Genomic DNA, 19,290 nt, shown 5'->3' with positions numbered 1-19,290 from the left:
CCGCTGCCCGACCACCGCAACCGGCGAACCCGCTGCCCATCAACCGCTCCGCCGGGCGATCCGCTGCCCGACCACCGCAACCGGCGAACCCGCTGACCGACCAGCAGACCCGCCACCCAACCGACCACCCGCTCCGCCGGGCAACCCGCTGCCCGACCACCGCAACCGGCGAACCCGCTGACCGACCAGCCACCAACCCCAGGCGGCAATCCACTGCCCGGCCAACCCCAACCCCAGGCGGCAACCCGCTGATCGATCAGCCGGCCAACCCCGAGCAGCCGGCCCGCCGCCCGACCGGCCAACCCCGGCCTGCAGAGCCGGCGCCCGACCAGCAGACCCCGATCAGCGAACCCGGACGCTCGATCAGCGGACCATGCCTGAGTAGACGATCGTCAGCACGAACCCCGCGAGCCATAACCCGCCGGACCACCACGACAGCTTGACCTCGGTGCTCCTGTCGTCGGTGCGCAGCGCCTTCACCGCGACCAGCGCCGCCGTCACCATCACCGCCAGGCTCGCGATCCAGACGGCCCAGGCGGCGGGACTCCGCTCGACCTTCGGGCCGACGGAGCCGGACCCCAGCACCAGCTGGATCAACGGCACGAGGAACAGCACCGTGAACGCGATCGTCACCTGCGCCACCGTCCGCCGCACCGGCCGCCACCGATCCCGCCGCGGACGGCCCTCACCGCCACCCGCCCCGGCTCCCGCGCCCCCGGCCCTCGAATCCCCGGGCGCCGCGGCACCAGGCTCCGCAGCCCCGGCGCTCCCGGCCGCGGCATCAGACCCCGCGGCCCCGGCCGCATCCGAAGACGGCACAGGCTCCGTCGATCCCACCGACGGCGGACGCTCCGACGACGGCGGCACGTCCGACGAGGGCGACGGCGGCGAAGGCTCCGACGACGCCGCAGAGTCCGCCGAGCCCGGCAGCGGCTCGGAGGGGTGGGACGGGCGCTGGGGGTCGACCGGCTCGGTCATGCGGAACGCCGGTGAGCGAAGCGGGGCGAGAACAGCTCCAGCAGCCGCACCGTCTCCTCGAAGGGCAGCTGGCCCGGGGCGGGGCGGCCGCCGATGGACGAATAGGTGATCCGCGAGCCGAGGACGGGCAGCATGAGCCGCGAAGCGGCGCCCTCGGGGCCCATGGCGATGGCGATCACGCCGCGGTGGTGATGGCGGAGGGTGAAGTCGGTAAGGGTACGCAGGTCGTCGGGGCCCTGGGCCATGGTGCTGATCTTGACCAGGTCGGCGCCGGCGGCGAAGCCCTGCTCGGCGAGCTCGTCCAGGCGCGCCGCGGACGGGGTGGCCGTGAAGTCGTGGTGCGACAGGACGACCACCGTGCCGTGGGAGCGGGCGGCGGCGACGACACCGGCGCGGATCTCGGTGGAGGCCAGCTCGACGTCGACGGCGTCGACCTCGGGCATGAGGGTCTCGTAGAGCCGCAGGCGCGAGGGCTCGTCACCCGCCCAGTAGCCACCCTCGTCCTTCGAGCGGATCGTGGCGAGCGTCGGCACCCCGGCGAACGGCCGGACCTGGCGCAGCGCGTGCTCGGAGTCGGTCGAGGCATACCAGTCGACGCGCAGCTCAGCGACGTCGACGCGCAGGTCACGGGCCTGTGCCGCGTCCCGCCCGGCGTCCTCGTCGCCGAAGCTGACCGCGACCAGCGGCACCCCCTCGGCCAGCCGCTCCCGCAGCGTTGCCATGCAGCACTCCCCCCACCGTCCGCCTCGAGCGAAGCGACAGGGGGAGTCTACGTGCGAGGTACGACAGATCAGCGCCGGCGCAGGGTCCGCTCGTAGTCCTGGAAGCGGGCCTTCGCGATCACCGACCGGTCCGGCGCGCGTAGCACGATCCCCTCGGCCTTGCCGGCCACCCCGCCGAGCCCGACCAGCGTCGCGGGCAGCGAAGCGGTCAGCAGCTCCTGCATCTCCGCGATCCCCGACGGCAGCGAGGACCCGGCCCGGTGCCACAGCCGCGGCGTCAGCGCCAGTCCCGCCGAAGCGGCGAGCGAGGCCAGCTGCGACTCCGGCACGAACGGCTGGCCACCGGCCTCGCGCCACGCCGAGATCTGCGAAGACGGCCACGACAGCGGCGGCTCCCAGTCGGGCAGGTCGACCACGTCGAAGAGCCGCCAGCCGAAGAGCGTGGAGTCGCTCGTGTACTGCTTGGCCGCCCCACCGACCTTGCCGCCGTAGAGCTCCAGGAAGTACACCCGGATCCCGTCCACGGCCGGAAGACCCGCCGCGACCGGCTTCAACTGCTCCACGATGCCGAGGGCCGGGTTGCCGATGAGGTCGCCCTTCGCGTACAGGAGCTCCTCGCGCGATCCGATGAGGTACGTGCCGTCGGGCAGCAGGACGATCCGGCTGTTGGTCCCGTCGACCTTCTCCGTCGCGATGACGTCGCCGGGAAACACCGTGGCAGGGGAGGTCAGACCCCCGTTGCGGGGATCCAGGGTGTGGTACGTCGGAATCGACGGGTACTTCGTCAGCGAGTTGAGCAGCCGCAGATCGACGGCACGGACATCGAACATCGCCACATCATCGGCCACCAAAATGCGGCGCGGCACGCGAATATCCGCTGCTACGGTTCCCGGCACAAGATGTACCGCCGTGGTGACCCGGTGCGCAGGCACCGGATACTTCGACTGTTGATCGAGAGGTCGCAGGTTCGAATCCTGCCGCCCCGGCTCATCGGGGTGTAGCTCAGCGGACAGAGCACTTTGTGCCGGCGCCGCCTGGATCTCGGGTCACCACGACGGGACATCTTCATGCCTGAGGCCAGAAGAAGGTGATTCCAGATGGCGAAGTTCAACCAGAAGACCAGCGTCAAGCGCAAGCCGGACGGTGTCACCTACGAGGGGGGCCCGGGCTACTCGCGCGACCTGAAGTCGGAGCTGTTCCTGCTCGCCGTCGCCAACATGGTCGGCGAGCAGACGTTCTACGAGTCGGCCGGCGACCGCGACCAGCGCTACCGCGAGCTCGTCGGCGCCGCCGCCGTGCGCCACCCGGAGTGGACCGCCCGGTTCCTGCGCTGGCTGCGCGGCGGGGCGAACCTGCGCTCCGCGTCGCTGGTCGGCGCCGCCGAGTACGTCCGCGCGCGCCTCGCCGCCGGCCTGGTCAACGGCACCGGCGAGCACCGGCAGGTCGTCGCCGACGTGCTGCGGCGCGCCGACGAGCCGGGTGAGCTCCTCGCGTACTGGACGTCGCGCTACGGCCGGTCGGTGCCGAAGCCGGTGAAGCGTGGCGTCGCCGACGCGGCCAAGCGGCTGTACACGGAGCGCAACCTGCTCAAGTACGACACGGCCAGCCACGCGTTCCGGTTCGCCGACGTGCTCGACCTGACCCACCCGGCCCCGGCCGGCCCGGCGCAGGGCGACCTCTTCACGTTCGCGCTCGACCGCCGGCACAACCGGCCCGAGCCGCGCGTGGCCGGGTCGCTCACGATGATCGCCGCCAACGCCCGCCTGCGGGCCGACGCGGCCGGGGACCCGTCCGTGCTGCTCGACGCCGGCCGCCTGCGCGCCGCCGGCATGACCTGGGAGGACGCGCTGTCGCTGGGCGGCTCCCGCCTGCCGAAGCACCTCCTGTGGGAAGCCCTCATCCCGTCGATGGGGTTCATGGCGCTGCTGCGTAACCTGCGGAACTTCGACCAGGCCGGGGTGTCGGACGCGGTCGCGGCGCAGGTCGCGGCGAAGCTGGCGGACCCGGGCGAGGTGGCGCGGTCGCGGCAGCTGCCGATGCGGTTCCTGTCGGCGTACCGGGCGGCGCCGTCGCTGCGGTGGGCATGGGCGCTGGAGCGGGCGTTGCACCAGAGCCTGGCGAGCATCCCGTTCCTGGCCGGTGACACGCTGATCCTGATCGACACGTCGGGCTCGATGCACTCGGCGTTCTCCAAGGACGGCACGCTCATGCGGTGGGACGCGGCGGTGATCTTCGGGCTGGCGCTGGCGCTGCGGTGCGAGCGGGCGAAGGTCGTGTCGTTCTCGACCCGGACGACGGTGTTCCCGCACCTGCCGGGCGAGTCGCTGCTGCGCGGCATCGACCGGTTCAAGGCGAAGGGGCACTTCCACAACGGCGGCACCGACACGGCCTCGGCGGTGCGGGCGCACTACCGGCAGCAGGACCGGGTGGTGATCCTGACCGACGAGCAGGCGTCGTTCGACGGTGACGTGTCCACGTCACTGCCGGCGAGCACGCCACTCTTCACGTGGAACCTGGCCGGGTACCGCATGGGCCACACCCCGCAGGAGCGCAACCGCTGGACGTTCGGCGGCCTCACCGACGCGGGCTTCGGCATGATCCCGCTGCTGGAGGCCGGCGAGCGCGGCATGTGGCCCTTCTGAACGCGGGTGAACAGCACGATCGCCAAAGCGGGCGGACAGCACGATCGCTAACGCGGGCGAACAGCACAGGCGCTAACGCGGGCGAACAGCACAGGCGCTAACGCGGGTGAACAGCCCGATCGTCTCGAAGTGCTGGGTCATCGGGAAGCTGTCGAAGGCGCGGATCTCCGGCAGCTGATACCCGAGGCCCAGCAGCAGACCGGCATCGCGGGCGAACGCGGCCGGGTCGCACGCGACGTAGGCGATGGCGCGCGGCGACCGGTCCGCGACCAGCGAGATGACCTCGCGGCCCGCGCCGGCCCGGGGCGGGTCGAGCACGACCAGGTCGACGCTGCGCCAGCGCGGATTGCCGAGCGCCGACACCACATCGCTGTTGACGAAGCGGACGTTCGACAGGGAGCGCAGCGCCTTGCGACCGGCGGCGACGGCCCGCCGGTCGCCCTCGACGACGGTGACCGGGCCGCAGTGCGGTGCGAGGGTGGCGGCGAAGAGGCCGACCCCGCCGTACAGGTCCCAGGCCCGCTCCCCCGGCGCCGGTCGCAGCATCTCCAGCACGGTGCCGGTGAAGGCGGCGACGGCGTGCGGGTGCACCTGCCAGAAGCCGCCGGCGTCGACGCTCCAGTCGTGCCCGGCGGCGACCTCGCGGACGCGGACGGGCGGCCCGGTGAGCGCGCCGCTGCGCCCGGCCCGGGTCAGCACCGCGGTCTCGCCGCCGGACGCGGCGACGGCCTCGACGGTCGAGCCGGCCGGCCACCGGCGGGTGGTGACGGGCAGCGCCTGGATCGCCGGGTGGGCGATCCGGCAGCGGTCGACGGGGATGACCTCGCTCGACCGGTGCCGGTGGAACCCGGCCCGCCCCTCGTCGTCGACGGCGTACTGGACCCGGGTGCGCCAGCCGAGCGCTCCGCCTGGCAGGGCTTCCACCGGTACAGACGCGGAAACACCGGCGAGTCGCGCCAGCTGCTCACCGAGGACCTGGGACTTCAGGCGGCGCTGCGCGGCGGGGTCGGCGTGCTGCCAGTCGCAGCCACCGCAGGCCCCGGGGCCGGAGAACGGGCACGGCGGGATGACGCGGTCCGGCGACGGCAGCAGGATCTCGACGGCGTCGGCGCGCAGGAAGCCCTTGCGTTCGTCGGTGATCCGCGCGAGGACCCGCTCCCCCGGCAGCGCGTGCCGGACGAAGATCACCCGGCCTTCGTGCCTGGCCACGCAGTGGCCGCCGTGGGCGACCGCGCCGATCTCGAGCTCCAGCAGCGTCATTCGGCGGGGGTTTCCGCTGTACGGCGTGGGCCACGCTGCGGTCCGCGCGTGAACGCGGCGTCGAGCTTGGCGATGTCGACGTCGTCGATGGAGCTCAGCTGCCACGGCACGCTGGTCACCATGACGCCGGGCTCGAAGAGCAGGCGCCCCTTCAGCCGCAGCGCGCTCTGGTTGTGCAGCAGGTGCTCCCACCAGCGCCCGACCACGTATTCGGGGATGAAGACGGTGACCACGTCGCGGGGCGAGTCGCGCCGCTTCGACCGCACGAAGTCCAGGATGGGGCGGGTGATCTCGCGGTACGGGCTGTCGACGACCGTCAGTGGCGCCGGGATGCCGCGGCGCTCCCACTCGGCCTGCAGCGCCCGGGTGTCGTGGTCGTCGACGTTGACCGTCAGCGCGGTGAGCGAGTCGGGGCGGGTGGCCTGCGCGTACGCGACGGCCCGCAGCGTCGGGCGGTGCACCTTGCTGACGAGGACGACCGCGTGGTTGCGCGAGGGCAGGACGGGCCGGTCCTCCGACGGCATCAGCTCGCGGGCGACCGTGTCGTAGTGCTTCTTGATGCCGACCATCAGGAAGTAGATGACGATCATCGCGATGATGGCGATGTACGCGCCGAGCAGGAACTTCGTGATGAGCACGACGACGAGCACGGCACCGGTCATGCTCAGGCCGATCATGTTGATCGTCCGGGACCGGATCATGCGGGACCTGGTGCTCCTGTCGCGGACGGTGCGCAGCAGCCGGTTCCAGTGCCGGATCATGCCGGCCTGCGACAGCGTGAACGACACGAACACGCCCACGATGTACAGCTGGATCAGCCGCGTGACCTCACCCTGGAACCCGATGATGAGCACCATCGCGGCGAGCGCCAGCAGGATGATGCCGTTGGAGAAGGCGAGCCGGTCGCCGCGGGTGTGCAGCTGGCGCGGCAGGTAACGGTCCTGGGCGAGGATCGAGCCGAGCACGGGGAAGCCGTTGAAGGCGGTGTTGGCCGCGAGGAACAGGATCAGCGCGGTGATGACGGCGACGACGTACAGCATGATCGAGCCGGACCCGAAGACCGTCTCGCCGAGCTGGGTGGTGACCGTCTTCTGCACGTAGTTGTGCGGGCCGCCGATGATCTGGCGGGCGGGGTCCTCCACGAACTGCAGGCCGGTCTTGCGGGCCAGCAGGATGATGCCGAGCAGCATCGTGATCGAGATGCTGCCGAGCAGCAGCAGCGTGGTCGCCGCGTTCTTGCTCTTCGGCTCCTTGAACGCCGGTACACCGTTGGAGATCGCCTCGACACCGGTGAGCGCGGCGCAGCCGGACGAGAAGGTCCGCAGCAGCAGGAACGCCATCGCCCACTGGTTGAGGTGCACCTGCTCGGCCGCGATCTTCAACCCCGCGCTCGGCGCCCGCAGGTCGTCACCCAGGACGAGAATCTTGAAGAAGCCCGTGAGGATCATGCCGATCATCACGATCATGAACCCGTAGGTCGGGATCGCGAACGCGCTGCCCGACTCGCGGATGCCGCGCAGGTTGAGCGCGGTCAGCAGGGCGATCGCGATGATCGCGATGGCGACCTTGTGGGTGGCGACCCACGGCACGACCGACCCGAGGTTCGCCACCCCGGACGCGGTCGACACGGCGACGGTCAGCACGTAGTCGACGAGCAGCGCGCTGGCGACCGCGACGCCGAACCGCGGGCCGAGGTTGACCGACGCCACCTCGTAGTCACCGCCGCCGGACGGGTACGCGTGCACGTTCTGCCGGTAGCTCGCCACGACCGTGAGCATCACCACGGCGACGGCCAGGCCGATCCACGGCGACGCCAGCAGCGACGTCGCACCCGCGATCGACAGCGTCAGCAGGATCTCGTCGGGTGCGTACGCGACCGACGACAGCGCGTCAGAGGCGAAGACCGGAAGGGCGATGCGCTTGGGCAGCAGCGTGTGTTTCAGCCGGTCCGAGCGGAACGGTCGGCCCAGGAGCAGCCGCTTCATCAAGGAGGTGGGACTGGCCACGAGCGCTAAGCGTACGGGTCGCGCGCCTGCCGGATGCACCGGTCCGGCGCGCGCATGGCATCCTCAACACGAGAGCCGTACACATCGGAGGCGTTACGTGCACGTGGTGATCATGGGGTGCGGACGCGTGGGCTCGACCCTCGCGCTGAGCCTCGAGCAGCGCGGCCACTCGGTCGCCGTGATCGACGCCGACGCCGACGCCTTCCGCCGCCTGGGCGGGGATTTCACCGGCGCGACCGTCACCGGCATCGGCTTCGACCGCGACGTGCTGCTGTCCGCGGGCATCGAGCGCGCCGACGCCTTCGCCGCCGTCTCCTCCGGCGACAACTCCAACATCATCTCCGCCCGGGTCGCCCGCGAGACCTTCGGCGTCGAGCGGGTCGTCGCCCGCATCTACGACCCGAAGCGCGCCGAGGTGTACGAGCGGCTCGGCATCCCGACCGTCGCCACCGTCCGGTGGACGGCGGACCGCATGCTGCGCCACCTGGTCCCCGAGGGCAACGTCGAGATCTGGCGCGACCCGACCAGCACGGTCTCCATCATGGAGATCCCGATGCATCCCGACTGGATCGGCCACTCGGTCGGCGACCTGGAGGCCCGCAGCGGCACCCGGGTCGCCTACCTGATGCGCTTCGGCCTCGCCATGCTCCCGACCGTCTCGACCGTGATCCAGGACGGCGACCTCGCCTTCATGCTCCTGACCGACGAGATGATCGCGTCCGTGACGAAGGTCACCGGCTCCGCTCCCGAAGGGGGACACTGATCATGCGGATCGCCATCGCCGGTGCCGGCAACGTCGGCCGCTCCATCGCCACCGAGCTCGTCGACAACGGCCACCAGGTCATGCTCATCGAGCGCGTGCCGCGCATGGTCCGCCCCGAGCGGGTCCCCGCCGCCGAGTGGATCCTCGCCGACGCGTGCGAGCTGTCCTCGCTCCAGGAGGCCGACCTCGCCTCCTGCGACGTGGTCGTCGCCGCCACCGGCGACGACAAGGTCAACCTGGTCGTCTCGCTGCTGGCCAAGACCGAGTTCGCGGTGCCGCGGGTGGTCGCCCGCATCAACCGCGCCGAGAACGAGTGGCTCTTCAACGAGCAGTGGGGCGTCGACGTCTCCGTCAGCAAGCCCCGCCTCATGGCCGCCCTCGTCGAGGAGGCCGTCTCCGTCGGCGACCTGGTCAGGCTGATGACCTTCCGCCAGTCCGAGGCCAACCTGGTGGAGATCACGCTGCCGGAGACCGCGCCGTATGTCGGCCACCCGGTCCGCGAGGTGCCGCTGCCGCACGACTCCGCGCTGGTCGCGATCCTGCGCGGCAAGCGCGTCCTCGTCCCGACCCCGGACGACCCGCTGGAGGCCGGCGACGAGCTGGTGTTCGTCGTCACGTCGGAGATGGAGGACGCGGTCCGCGCCGTCATCCTGGGCGCCGACTCGGTCGAGAACACCCGCAAGAAGCGCCGCCCACAGTTCTTCTAGGCCCCCACTCCCCCAAAGCGAACAACCAGCCACAAAGCGGACGCCCGGCAACAAAGCCGCGCGCAGTCATTCCGGGCGCCCTGCTCGACCCCCTTGCCCGCGTCGCCGCTTACGTTGATATACATCGGTCAATGCTCAAATCTGCAGCTCTCGCATAGATTCGGTGCCATTCGCCCCCGCCCACCCCTCCGGATTCGGGGGGATCACGCGCTGTCGATGGCGCAGACGCCACAAGACAGGCATTGATCAGCGCCTTTTCGGGGCGTGGGAGGTCCACGTCAGGAGCCCGTGCCAGGTCGTTTTCCTGCGCTCTGGTCGTTCGCGGAGGAAGCGGTGGCGTCGTGGCCTTGCCGGCGGAGCGCAGGACGCCGGAACCGGGTTTTGCCGCACCTTGTCCGATTGAAGCGCGAAGGCAGCCCGGCCAGCGGCAGCGGGCTTGTCGCAGCCGTCAGGTCGCGGCGCGGCCGGTCGGGGGGCGCGAAGCCAGCAAGCCAGCGGCCAGAGGTCTGTCGCGGCGTCGGCGGATGGGCGCGGAGATGGGCCGGCTTGTCGCAACCCCGCCCGGTGGGCGCGGCGGCCGGACGGCCAGCGCCAGCGGGGTTGTCGTGGCCGTCAGGTCGCGGCGCGGCCTTGGCCGGGGGCGCGGAGGCGCCCCGCCCGGCCAAGGCCGCGTTGCCGCAACCGCACGCGGACCTGGCAGGGAGGGCCCCAGTGCCCGACCGGTCGCTGACGGGCCGGAGCCATGTACTGCGAAAACGAACAAGCGGACCGCTGCCGGACGGGTCAGTCGGCGGGGCGGGGCACTTCCGCGTGGACGGGCGGCGTGGGTTCGGAGGAGCGGATGATGCGGCGGGCCTGCCAGACCGTCAGGGCGGCCAGCAGGGCATACGGCGGCCAGCCGAGGGCCAGGCGGGCGATACCCAGCAGGTCTGCGTCGCCGGCGCGCCAGAGCTGGATCTGCACGCCGAGCTTCGCCAGGTAGACGACCGCCCAGAGGACGGTGAGCCAGGCGAAGGCGCGGCGCAGGCGGGGGTTCTCGCGCCAGCGGTTGCCGCCCTTGTCGAGCATGACCGACCAGAGCCAGCCGACCAGCGGGCGGCGGAAGGCGACGGAGGCCAGCATGCCGACCGCGTAGGCGGCGGTGAGGGCCATGCCCGGCAGGTAGATGTCCTTGGCGTCGCCGCTCTTCCAGGCCAGGTACGCGCCGATCGCGATGCCGACGACGCCGTTGACCGCGTGGCGGACCGACTCGCGGCGGCTGAGCCGGTAGACGGCCATGGACAGGGCGGCGGCGACCGCGACGATCAGGGACGTCCGCAGCGACCACCAGCCGAAGTGGTCGCCCAGGAAGTTGACCACGATGAAGAGCGTGATCGGGATACTCGACTCGATGAGGCCGCGCACGCCGCCCAGCTGCTCGGACATCTGCACCGAGAACGGCGGCAGCGGAGCTTCCTCGTCGGTGTCCGCGGTCTTACCTTCTTGCATCCGGCCTCATCTGGGTGTGTCGAGCTCGTAATACGGGTTGTAGAGCACCTTACGGCCGTCACGGACCGCGATGCGCCCCTTCGCCGTGATCGCTCGACCCGGCTCGATGCCCGCGATGTGCCGGCGGCCCAGGAAGACCAGGGTCACCAGGTCGCTGCCGTCGAACAGCTCCGCCTCCAGGGTGGGCAGGTTGGTGCGCGGGGTGTAGACCACCGTGCGCAACCGGCCCTTCAGGCTCACGACCTGACCGCGGACGCAGGCGAGCGCGGGCATGCTGCCGCACTGCTTGGCGTCCCGCTGCAGCTCTTCGGCGTCGAGCTCCGCCTCGCTGGCGGTGAGGCGGCGGAAGAACCTCCGCAGCCCGCGCGCCTGCTCGGCGGACGTATCGACGGCTTTCTCACTGTCCGTGGTCATGATGTCAGTGCCACCCTCCTCGGCCAGACATGACACCCACTACGACGGTACAGCTCACAGGGGCTATTTGCGCCGGGGCCTCGGTGACGGCTTTCTGCGCTCCGTCCCGTTGGCCTCACCGGCACCGTTGGCGACGTCGGCGAGCGGAACCTCGGCCGGGCCGTCATTGGCGGCGGTCGCCTCGGCGACCTCCTTCGGCAGCTGCAGCGGCAGCGGCTCGCGGACCGGCATGGCCTCGTGGCCCCGGTCGACCACCAGGTTGCGCAGGCACTCCAGCAGCGGCGGCGCGGCGTTCGGGTCGACCGCGGCGGGGCCCTGGAAGACCGCGCGGACGAGCCAGCGCGGGCCGTCGATGCCGACGAACCGGATGTCGGTCAGGCCGTCGGGGGTGCGGACGCGGGCGCGCAGCTCGACGCCCCACTCGCCGTCGGCGTCCTCGGCCGCGACGCCGTCGGTGAACAGCTGCTTGCGGATCTCGCCGCGGACCTCGTCCCAGATGCCCTCGCTGCGCGGCGCGGCGAAGACCCCGAGCTGCAGCGCGCTGTCGTTGTTGACGAGCACGATCTGCTGGATCTTGCCTTCGTTGTCCGCCTGTACGCGGACCTCCACGTCGTCGACCGCGGGCACCTTGAGCGCACCCAGGTCGAGCTGAGGGATGCCGGCGGGCGCCTCGGTGATGTCGTACGGGCCTTCGGGCCGGTCCGCCTTGGGTGCGACGGCCTCATCGGGCTCGTCGTCGATCAGGCCCAGCTCCTCCTCGAGCCTGCGGGCACCACCCGCGCGGGTGTCGTCCTTCGCGTGCCGCCCGCTCCCGCTCTTGCGCGAGAAGATCACTGCTCTGCCTCCAGTTCAGCATGACCACCGGTTGATCCGTGACCGCCGGCTCCGCGCACAGTATCGGGAAGATGGTCGACGCCGTGGAAGTGTGCCCGCTCCACGCGCTGGACCACAAGCTGGGCAATCCGGTCACCCCGGCTGATTTTGGCCGTGATCACCCGATCGTGATTGACCAGGTTCACCAGGATCTCTCCGCGGTACCCCGCGTCGATGGTGCCCGGCGCGTTGAGCACCGTCACGCCGAGCCGGTGCGCGAGACCCGACCTCGGGTGGACGAGACCGACGTAACCCTCGGGCAGGGCGATGGCGATCCCCGTGGGGACCAGCGCCCGCTCCCCGGGTGCGAGGTCGACGTCACACGCCGCGACCAGGTCTGCGCCCGCATCACCGGGGTGCGCGTACGCCGGCAGCGGCACCTCGGGGTCGAGCCGCCGGACGTGAACCTCCACCGTCATGCCTCCATCCTGCCGGGTGCCTCCGGGCTCCGGACACGTACCCTCGCACACGTGACTTCGTACCGTGAGCGTCTCACCGTCGCGTGGTGGCTCTGGCTGCCCGCGGTGGCGGTCGCAGGACTCCTCGCGGCCGAGGTCAAGCTCGGCGCGCCCGGCCTGGCGACCTGGATCCCCTATCTGGTGCTGCTGCCGCTGGCCATCCTGGGACTGTGGTGGCTGGGCCGCATCCGTGTCGAGGTGTCCAACGGCGAGCTGCGGGTCGACGACGCGCACATCCCGCTGCGATACATCGGTGAGGTGACGGCGCTCTCGGCCGCGGACAAGCACGACCTGCTAGGGCCCTACGCGGACCCCGAGGCGTTCGTGATCCAGCGGCCGTGGATCGCCGGGGCGGTCCGCGTCGACGTGACGGACGACGCCGATCCCACGCCGTACTGGCTGATCAGCACCCGCCACCCGGACAAGCTCGCGGCGGCGCTCAGCCCTCGATGACCTTCCGGCCCGGCTGCAGGTCCTTCTTGATGTCGGCGCCGAGGGACAGGGTCGCGCGGCGGTTGAGGAACCCGCCGACGGCGGCGCCGGTCAGGAGCGGCCCCAGGGTGCTCAGGTTGCGTCCGAAGCGCTTGAGCAGCCGGTCACGCAGCTCCTTGCGCAGCGCGGTGCCCATGGCGGCCGCGACGCTGCCGCCGATCCGCAGCGGGTTGACGCCGCGGCGCTCCGCCCAGGCCTGGATCAGCACCACGGCACGCTCGGTGCCGTCCACCGGGCGGCCGTAGACGGCGTGCAGCTCGCCGATCAGCTTCATCTCCACGGCGACCACGGCAACCGTCTCCGCGGCCAGCAGGACCGGCGCAGACAGCAGGCTGGGCGTCACGGCCCATTCGACGGCGGCCACGCCACCGCCCGCGGCGCCGATGCCGGCGGTGACCCGGGACGCGTTGCGGATGAGCCGCTCGGCGAGCGCGTCGCCGGTCAGCCCGCCGTGGTGCGCGATCAGTGTGTCCAGGTCGCGCACGGGAATGTACGGTGCGACCCTCGTCACGCTGTCCGTGATCCAGGCGATCGCCTTCTTCGGCCGGAACAGGTCCTTGACGCCCCGCTCACGGATCTCGAGGCGGACCAGCCGGCCGAGCAGGCGCCGGCGCTCCTTCTGCTCGACGCCCTCGTCGGTCAGGGCAGCCACGGCGGCTGACAGCTCGGCCTCATCCGCCGCCCCGCCCAGGGTGTCCTCCACGGGCTGGTTCTCGGCGAGCTCGTCGGGCTGGGCCATCGTCTACCTCCGCGGGTGTGAAACGGTGCCGCCTACGACTCAAGCACGCCTCCGCCAGATCCGCGTGATCAACTCACGGTCAGGCGCATTCCCGGCAGATCAGCTCCCCGTTGCGCTCGGCCGCGAGCTGGCTGCGGTGATGCACCAGGAAGCAGCGCGAGCAGCGGAACTCGTCGGCCTGCATGGGCAGGACCTTGACCGTCATGTCCTCGTCGGCGAGGTCGGCGCCGGGAAGCTCGAACGTCTCCCCCAGCTCGGTCTCGTCGACGTCGACGATCGCCGACTGCGCATCGGTCCGGCGGGACTTCAGCTCTTCGAGGCTGTCCTCCCCGAGGTCGACCTCGTCGCGACGCGGCGCGTCGTAGTCGGTGGCCATCGGTGTTCACACTCCCAATTCATTCGCCCGTAGGTGTCGCGCCCGGTGTTACGTCCAACGGGCGGCGTACCTTACCGCCCCGCTGCGTTTGTTGTACGCCCACTCGCGGAAACTTGTTCCCAATGTGACCCATGCGACACACCGCATCCTCAACGGGTTGATCGCCGGGCGCGGCGGATGCGACCTTACCGCCATGCGGTCACTTCCGTGTGGAGTCATCCCGCAACGGCGAGTAGGAACTTTGCGGTATCGCGGGTGGGGACTTCAACATGGATCTTCGACAGGCGCTAACCTTCCCGGCAGCCAGAGCGTCTATCTGGTGACGGAGTCGCTTTGGGGCGGGGAGATAACACTGCCATGAGTTTCGCGCGGGTAAGGGCACTGGCCGTCGTTGGGCTGCTCGTCGTCACCGCGGCGGTGTTCGTGACCATCGCGTTGATCAAGGACCGCCAGACCGGTCCGGTGAATGCCAACGAGTGCGCGCAGGACGCGGTGATGGTCAACGACACGCTGCCCGAGGAGAAGCAGGTCAACCTCAACGTCTTCAACGCCACCACGAAGCCCGGCCTGGCCGGCGACATCACCAGTGACTTCGCCAGCCGCGGGTTCAAGGCGACGGTGCAGAACGGGGCACCCAACCCGCCGGTGAAGAAGCCCGAGACGAAGGTCGCGGTCCTCCGCTTCGGCCCGAAGGCCGTCGGCGCCGCGTGGCTCGTCCGAGCGTACTTCCTGAACAAGTCCGAGGACGAGTTCGACAAGAACCGGCAGGACGACAAGGTCGACGTGATCCTGGGCGGGAAGTTCCAGCAGCTGCCGACGGTGACCGAGGTCAAGCAGTCGATCGGCGCGCTGGGCAACCCCGAGCTGCCCGAGGGCACCTGCGCCGAGGCCTAGTTCGAGTCCTGGTTCGAGTCCTGGTTCGAGGTCTGGTCAGGGACCCTTCTCGGCGTCCAGCTCGACCAGGCGGTCGTGGAGGGCCCCGTGCAGCGCCGGCGGGGCGGCCACCACCATGTCGGGGCCGGGCGCGGCGCCCGCCAGGCCCGTCACGAGCAGGCCCGCCTCCGCGGCGACCAGGCCACCCGCGGCGTGGTCCCAGGCGTTGAGGCCCTTCTCGTAGTACGCGTCGAGGCTGCCCTCCGCGGCCAGGCACAGGTCGATCGCGGCGGCCCCGAAGCGGCGCACGTCGCGGATGTCGCCGATGAGACCGGCGAGCACGGCCGCCTGGTGGAGGCGGCGGTCGGCGGCGTACCCGAAACCGGTGCCGACGAGCGCCTGCCGGAGGTCGGCCTGCTGGGAGCCGGACAGCTTCCTGCCGTCGGCGTGAGCCCCACCGCCGAGCACCGCGGTCCACTCGCGACCGGTCGCGGCGTTGATGACCACCCCTGCCACCACCACGCCGTCGACCTCGGCGGCGAGCGAGACGGCGTACTGGGGCAGGTCGTACAGGTAGTTCACGGTGCCGTCGATCGGATCGAGGATCCAGCGCACCGCGCTCGCCTTCTGGGAGTCCCCGTACTCCTCGCCCAGCACGGCGTCGCCCGGACGGGCCGCGTGGATCGCCTCCCGCACCTGCCGCTCGACCGCCCTGTCGGCGGCCGTGACCACGTCGGTGAGTGTGGATTTCGTCGCAACCGGGTCCACGCCGGCGGCGCGCATGGTCCGCGCCAGCTCGGCCGCCTCCCGGGCGATGGGCACCGCGAGGGCCAGCAGTTCGTGTCCGCGATCCATACGACCCATCCTGTCAGGGCCCCGATCCGCCCCATCCGTTCGGTCACAACGTGGCGTCTAGGCCCGCTAGGCGGGATGTTGGGGCGAGAGAGCGTTACAATTCACGCGCTGCCCGCTGTCGCTCGTGAATCCGCCCCGGACGCACGGCACACGGGCGCCACCAAAAGCACCCAGGCCCACTCAGCACGGCCGCGCCGTGCGCGAACTCGGCCGCACCGGCCGTCGCTCGCTCATCGCACCGGAAGGTCGTTCGTGACAGCAGCTCACCAGCCCAGCGTCGACGTACGCTCGCTCGCCGACTCGCTGATCGCGCGTGCGGCCGCCAATGGCGGCCACCTCACGTCGGCGGAGGTCGCGCAGGCGGTCGACACCGCAGATGTGACCCCCGCACACGCCAAGAAGCTGCTCAGGAGTCTCGCCGAGGCGGGAGTCACCGTCGTCGTCGACGACTCCGCCAACGGGCGGCGCCGGGTCGCGGCGGCACGCTCCGCGACCCCCGCATCCAAGGCGGCCACCGCCAAGGCCGCACCGGCGCGGAAGGCGCCGGTCGCCAAGCCGCTGACAGCCGTCGAGTCCGCACCGGATTCGGGGGTGGAGAGGGCGCCCGTGAAGAAGGCACCGACACCAGCAGCTCCCGCCAAGAAGGCCGCCCCGGCCGCGGCAGCTGCCGCTCCGGCGAAGGCGGCGCCCGCCAAGAAGGCGGCGCCGGCGAAGAAGGCCGCCGGTCCCGTCAAGAAGGCCGCTCCCGGCGACGCCGTCGACCCCGCCGCGCCGAAGGGCGCCCCGGGCGAGGAGCCGGAGCTCGAAGAGATCGACGACGCCGAGCTCGCGGCGGAGATCGAGGACGTGGTCGCCGAGGAGCCGGTCGAGGTCGTCAAGGCCGTCGAGGCCGACGCCGAGGCCACCGCGACCGACGACGACTTCGCGTGGGACGACGAGGAGTCCGAGGCGCTCAAGCAGGCCCGCCGCGACGCGGAGCTGACGGCGTCCGCCGACTCGGTCCGCGCCTACCTGAAGCAGATCGGCAAGGTCCCCCTGCTGAACGCCGAGCAGGAGGTCGAGCTGGCCAAGCGGATCGAGGCCGGGCTCTACGCGGCCGAGCGGCTGCGGGCCGCCGAGGACGCGGGCGAGCCGATGGTCATGCCGGCCAGCCGCGACTTCATGTGGATCTCCCGCGACGGCGAGCGCGCCAAGAACCACCTGCTCGAGGCCAACCTGCGTCTGGTCGTCTCGCTCGCGAAGCGGTACACCGGCCGCGGCATGGCGTTCCTGGACCTCATCCAGGAGGGCAACCTCGGCCTCATCCGCGCCGTCGAGAAGTTCGACTACACCAAGGGCTACAAGTTCTCCACGTACGCCACCTGGTGGATCCGGCAGGCCATCACCCGCGCCATGGCCGACCAGGCCCGCACCATCCGTATCCCGGTGCACATGGTCGAAGTGATCAACAAGCTCGGCCGCATCCAGCGCGAGCTGCTCCAGGACCTGGGCCGCGAGCCCACCCCGGAGGAGCTGGCCAAGGAGATGGACATCACGCCGGAGAAGGTGCTGGAGATCCAGCAGTACGCGCGTGAGCCCATCTCCCTCGACCAGACCATCGGTGACGAGGGCGACAGCCAGCTCGGCGACTTCATCGAGGACTCCGAGGCGGTCGTCGCGGTCGACGCGGTGTCCTTCTCGCTCCTGCAGGACCAGCTCCAGCAGGTGCTGCAGACGCTCTCGGAGCGGGAGGCGGGTGTGGTGCGGCTGCGCTTCGGCCTCACCGACGGCCAGCCGCGGACCCTCGACGAGATCGGCCAGGTCTACGGCGTGACCCGCGAGCGCATCCGCCAGATCGAGTCGAAGACCATGTCGAAACTGCGCCACCCGTCCCGTTCGCAGGTCCTGCGCGATTACCTCGACTGATTCTCACATTCCGCTGTGCGCGAACCCGGGCTGTCCCTTTTGGGGCAGCCCGGGTGTGTTTCCGGTCACCGAGGGCATGAGTGAGGGGTGCCGCCGCCCCAACCCACTTGTGATCGCCGCCGCGGCGCGATAGGAAGCACGTAGCGGGTGTTGCGGTTTCGGCTCCCGTGGGCACGACAGAAATGTGACATCGGTCCCGCACCCCAGGTGGGAACGATGCCGAGCAACCCGGTGTTGAACCACCTGTGAACGACGCAAGGAAGCGTTCGTCGGTGACGATCAGAGGAGGAAGGCGATGACCCCGACCCTCACGCCGCCGCCGGAGACGGCAGCGCCCCCAGCCGCCGAGGAACGGTGCGACCGCTGCAGCGCGGCAGGCAAACTACGAGTTCGGCTCGCCGAAGGTGGCGACCTGATCTTCTGTGGACATCACGCAAACAAGTACGCCGACCAGCTGGTCAAGATCGCAGTAGAGGTGGCCGTCGCCCCGGACTTCACGTGGCGTGGCACCGAGATCACGGCTAGCTGACCCATACCGTGCACGTAGGGCGTCCCGGGCTTCCCGGGCGCCCTACGGCCGTCTCCGGGCCCGGGCAGCGGTTCCCGCGCTCGCTGACGGCCGCACGCGCTCTTCCCAGCGGCCGGCCGCGCTCTTGACCGCCACGTGCTCACCTCCGCGACCGCCCGCTCTTCTCAGCAGTTACGCAGTCCTCTCGGTGACTACAGCACTCTTCTCAGCGGTTACGCACTCGCCTCGGTAGCTACGACGCTCTTCTCGCTGGCTACGTGCCCTTCTCGCTGGCGACATGCTCTTCTCGGTGGCCACACGCTCTCTGGTGACCGCTCGTGCCGCCGCCGGAGCAAGCCGGTGCGCATCACGGGAGGTCCACCTCGCCGATCGCGCCCACCACAACCATGATCGATGGCCACCCAGGGACATCCTTCGGTCACCACCAACGCGACGACCAGCCCACCGCGCGAGCCTGCCCACGAACCGCCCGCGCCGCCCTCGCCCCGAACCACCGGCGATCCATCAACGAGCAACCGTCGCCCCAAACGCATCATCACCGGGACCGAGCCGCACAGCGACCACCTCAGCGTCAGCCGTCACCATGATCGAAGGACCAGCCTGGCCGCCCCGACAACCAGCACCGTCCTTGGATCACCGCCCGCCACGCGCACAACAACGCCACCGGACAAGGCGAAGCCACCGAGCAGCAAACCCAACGCCGAACGACCCGCCCAACGACGCCGATCGCCGCCACCGCCCCGACTGGCGCATCCACCACCGCAACGTCGGCCGTCACCATGCCGGGACCGAGCCGCACAGCGACCACCTCAGCGTCAGCCGCCACCATGATCGAAGGACCGACCTGGCCACCCGGATGACCAGAACCGTCCTTGGATCACCACCCGCCACGCGCACAACAGCCCCACCGGACAAGGCGAAGCCACTGATCAGCGAACTCAACGCCGGACGACCCGCCCAACGACGCCGATCGCCACCACCGCCCCGACTGGCGCATCCACCACCCCAGCGTCAGCCGTCACCATGATCGAAGGACCAGCCTGGCCACCCCGACAACCAGCACCGTCCTTGGATCACCGACCACGCGCACAACAACGCCACCGGACAAGGCGGAGCCGCCGGACAGCGAACTCAACGCCGGACGACCCGCACGACCCGCCCAACGACGCCGATCGCCACCACCACCCACACCCCGACCGGCGCATCCACC

19 protein-coding genes and 1 tRNA gene are annotated in these 19,290 nt (G+C 70.9%); 8 read left to right on the top strand and 12 right to left on the bottom strand.

Translation table 11 applies throughout. The features are described from left to right. Positions 1–363 precede the first annotated feature (363 nt). From ACFY3L_RS09435 to ACFY3L_RS09425, 3 genes are all read right to left on the bottom strand, one after another. Positions 364–633: a hypothetical protein gene (locus ACFY3L_RS09435; protein ID WP_389320653.1), complete on the bottom strand. Its 270-nt coding sequence runs from the start codon at positions 631–633 to the stop codon at positions 364–366. A gap of 341 nt (positions 634–974) precedes the next feature. Then, the gene (gene aroD, locus ACFY3L_RS09430; RefSeq protein WP_389320650.1) at positions 975–1,700 is read right to left on the bottom strand and encodes a type I 3-dehydroquinate dehydratase; all 726 of its coding nucleotides are present in this window, start codon (positions 1,698–1,700) and stop codon (positions 975–977) included. 68 nt (positions 1,701–1,768) lie between these two features. Next, positions 1,769–2,530, bottom strand: a complete 762-nt coding sequence (locus ACFY3L_RS09425; RefSeq protein WP_389320648.1) for an RNA ligase family protein — start codon at positions 2,528–2,530, stop codon at positions 1,769–1,771. Between the two features lie 88 nt (positions 2,531–2,618). Between ACFY3L_RS09425 and ACFY3L_RS09420 the strand changes: the two genes are divergently transcribed. Together ACFY3L_RS09420 and ACFY3L_RS09415 are read left to right on the top strand one after the other, a co-directional pair. Next, positions 2,619–2,686, top strand: a tRNA-Ser gene (locus tag ACFY3L_RS09420). A gap of 111 nt (positions 2,687–2,797) precedes the next feature. Further along, on the top strand, positions 2,798–4,342 hold the full coding sequence (locus tag ACFY3L_RS09415) for a TROVE domain-containing protein (protein ID WP_389320645.1): 1,545 nt from the start codon (positions 2,798–2,800) through the stop codon (positions 4,340–4,342). 72 nt (positions 4,343–4,414) lie between these two features. On the opposite strand, the gene ACFY3L_RS09410 is transcribed toward ACFY3L_RS09415, so the two are convergent. Continuing rightward, positions 4,415–5,602, bottom strand: coding sequence for a class I SAM-dependent RNA methyltransferase (locus tag ACFY3L_RS09410; protein WP_389320642.1), 1,188 nt, complete (start codon positions 5,600–5,602; stop codon positions 4,415–4,417). Continuing rightward, complete coding sequence (locus tag ACFY3L_RS09405; RefSeq protein WP_389320639.1) at positions 5,599–7,608, bottom strand: APC family permease; 2,010 nt, start codon at positions 7,606–7,608, stop codon at positions 5,599–5,601. Before ACFY3L_RS09405 ends, ACFY3L_RS09410 begins: the two co-directional genes overlap by 4 nt. 97 nt (positions 7,609–7,705) lie before the next feature. On the opposite strand from ACFY3L_RS09405, the gene ACFY3L_RS09400 reads away from it, so the two are divergent. Further along, on the top strand, positions 7,706–8,371 hold the full coding sequence (locus tag ACFY3L_RS09400; protein WP_389320636.1) for a potassium channel family protein: 666 nt from the start codon (positions 7,706–7,708) through the stop codon (positions 8,369–8,371). Then, positions 8,368–9,078: a potassium channel family protein gene (locus ACFY3L_RS09395; protein WP_389321166.1), complete on the top strand. Its 711-nt coding sequence runs from the start codon at positions 8,368–8,370 to the stop codon at positions 9,076–9,078. Before ACFY3L_RS09400 ends, ACFY3L_RS09395 begins: the two co-directional genes overlap by 4 nt. A 783-nt stretch (positions 9,079–9,861) precedes the next feature. Here the strand turns inward: ACFY3L_RS09395 and ACFY3L_RS09390 are convergent. The 4 genes from ACFY3L_RS09390 to dut all read right to left on the bottom strand — a co-directional run bounded on the left by ACFY3L_RS09390 (position 9,862) and on the right by dut (position 12,272). Continuing rightward, on the bottom strand, positions 9,862–10,566 hold the full coding sequence (locus ACFY3L_RS09390) for a DUF3159 domain-containing protein (protein ID WP_389320633.1): 705 nt from the start codon (positions 10,564–10,566) through the stop codon (positions 9,862–9,864). Positions 10,567–10,572: 6 nt separating this feature from the next. Next, the gene (locus ACFY3L_RS09385; RefSeq protein ID WP_389320631.1) at positions 10,573–10,980 is read right to left on the bottom strand and encodes an OB-fold nucleic acid binding domain-containing protein; all 408 of its coding nucleotides are present in this window, start codon (positions 10,978–10,980) and stop codon (positions 10,573–10,575) included. Between the two features lie 63 nt (positions 10,981–11,043). After that, positions 11,044–11,814 (bottom strand): DUF3710 domain-containing protein, encoded by a 771-nt coding sequence (locus tag ACFY3L_RS09380; protein WP_389320629.1) that lies wholly within the window; start codon positions 11,812–11,814, stop codon positions 11,044–11,046. Next, positions 11,811–12,272, bottom strand: coding sequence for a dUTP diphosphatase (dut, locus tag ACFY3L_RS09375; protein ID WP_389320627.1), 462 nt, complete (start codon positions 12,270–12,272; stop codon positions 11,811–11,813). Before dut ends, ACFY3L_RS09380 begins: the two co-directional genes overlap by 4 nt. 51 nt (positions 12,273–12,323) lie before the next feature. On the opposite strand from dut, the gene ACFY3L_RS09370 reads away from it, so the two are divergent. Further along, positions 12,324–12,764 carry a DUF3093 domain-containing protein gene (locus ACFY3L_RS09370; RefSeq protein ID WP_389320624.1) on the top strand — a complete coding sequence of 147 codons (441 nt, stop codon included), beginning with the start codon at positions 12,324–12,326 and terminating at the stop codon, positions 12,762–12,764. Here ACFY3L_RS09370 and ACFY3L_RS09365 read toward each other — a convergent pair. Both ACFY3L_RS09365 and ACFY3L_RS09360 read right to left on the bottom strand, forming a co-directional pair. Beyond that, a complete protein-coding gene (locus ACFY3L_RS09365; protein ID WP_389320622.1) occupies positions 12,751–13,542 on the bottom strand; it encodes a hypothetical protein in 792 nt (263 codons plus the stop codon). The genes ACFY3L_RS09370 and ACFY3L_RS09365 overlap by 14 nt on opposite strands. 79 nt (positions 13,543–13,621) lie before the next feature. After that, positions 13,622–13,918, bottom strand: coding sequence for a DUF4193 domain-containing protein (locus ACFY3L_RS09360; protein WP_033357966.1), 297 nt, complete (start codon positions 13,916–13,918; stop codon positions 13,622–13,624). 357 nt (positions 13,919–14,275) lie between these two features. Here ACFY3L_RS09360 and ACFY3L_RS09355 point away from each other — a divergent pair, with 357 nt between their 5' ends. Beyond that, on the top strand, positions 14,276–14,812 hold the full coding sequence (locus ACFY3L_RS09355) for a LytR C-terminal domain-containing protein (RefSeq protein ID WP_389320620.1): 537 nt from the start codon (positions 14,276–14,278) through the stop codon (positions 14,810–14,812). A 36-nt stretch (positions 14,813–14,848) separates the two neighbouring features. Here ACFY3L_RS09355 and ACFY3L_RS09350 read toward each other — a convergent pair whose 3' ends face one another. Next, positions 14,849–15,646 carry an inositol monophosphatase family protein gene (locus ACFY3L_RS09350; RefSeq protein WP_389320617.1) on the bottom strand — a complete coding sequence of 266 codons (798 nt, stop codon included), beginning with the start codon at positions 15,644–15,646 and terminating at the stop codon, positions 14,849–14,851. 252 nt (positions 15,647–15,898) lie between these two features. Between ACFY3L_RS09350 and ACFY3L_RS09345 the strand changes: the two genes are divergently transcribed. Both ACFY3L_RS09345 and ACFY3L_RS09340 read left to right on the top strand, forming a co-directional pair. Continuing rightward, positions 15,899–17,551, top strand: coding sequence for an RNA polymerase sigma factor (locus tag ACFY3L_RS09345; protein WP_389320613.1), 1,653 nt, complete (start codon positions 15,899–15,901; stop codon positions 17,549–17,551). 295 nt (positions 17,552–17,846) lie between these two features. Beyond that, on the top strand, positions 17,847–18,080 hold the full coding sequence (locus ACFY3L_RS09340; protein ID WP_344503192.1) for a hypothetical protein: 234 nt from the start codon (positions 17,847–17,849) through the stop codon (positions 18,078–18,080). Positions 18,081–19,290 lie beyond the last annotated feature (1,210 nt).

Source organism: Dactylosporangium sp. NPDC000521, from assembly GCF_042898305.1.
Taxonomy (GTDB): Bacteria; Actinomycetota; Actinomycetes; order Mycobacteriales; family Micromonosporaceae; genus Dactylosporangium.
The sequence above is the reverse complement of the archived record's forward strand: the minus strand, read 5'-3'. Positions and strand labels throughout refer to the sequence as shown.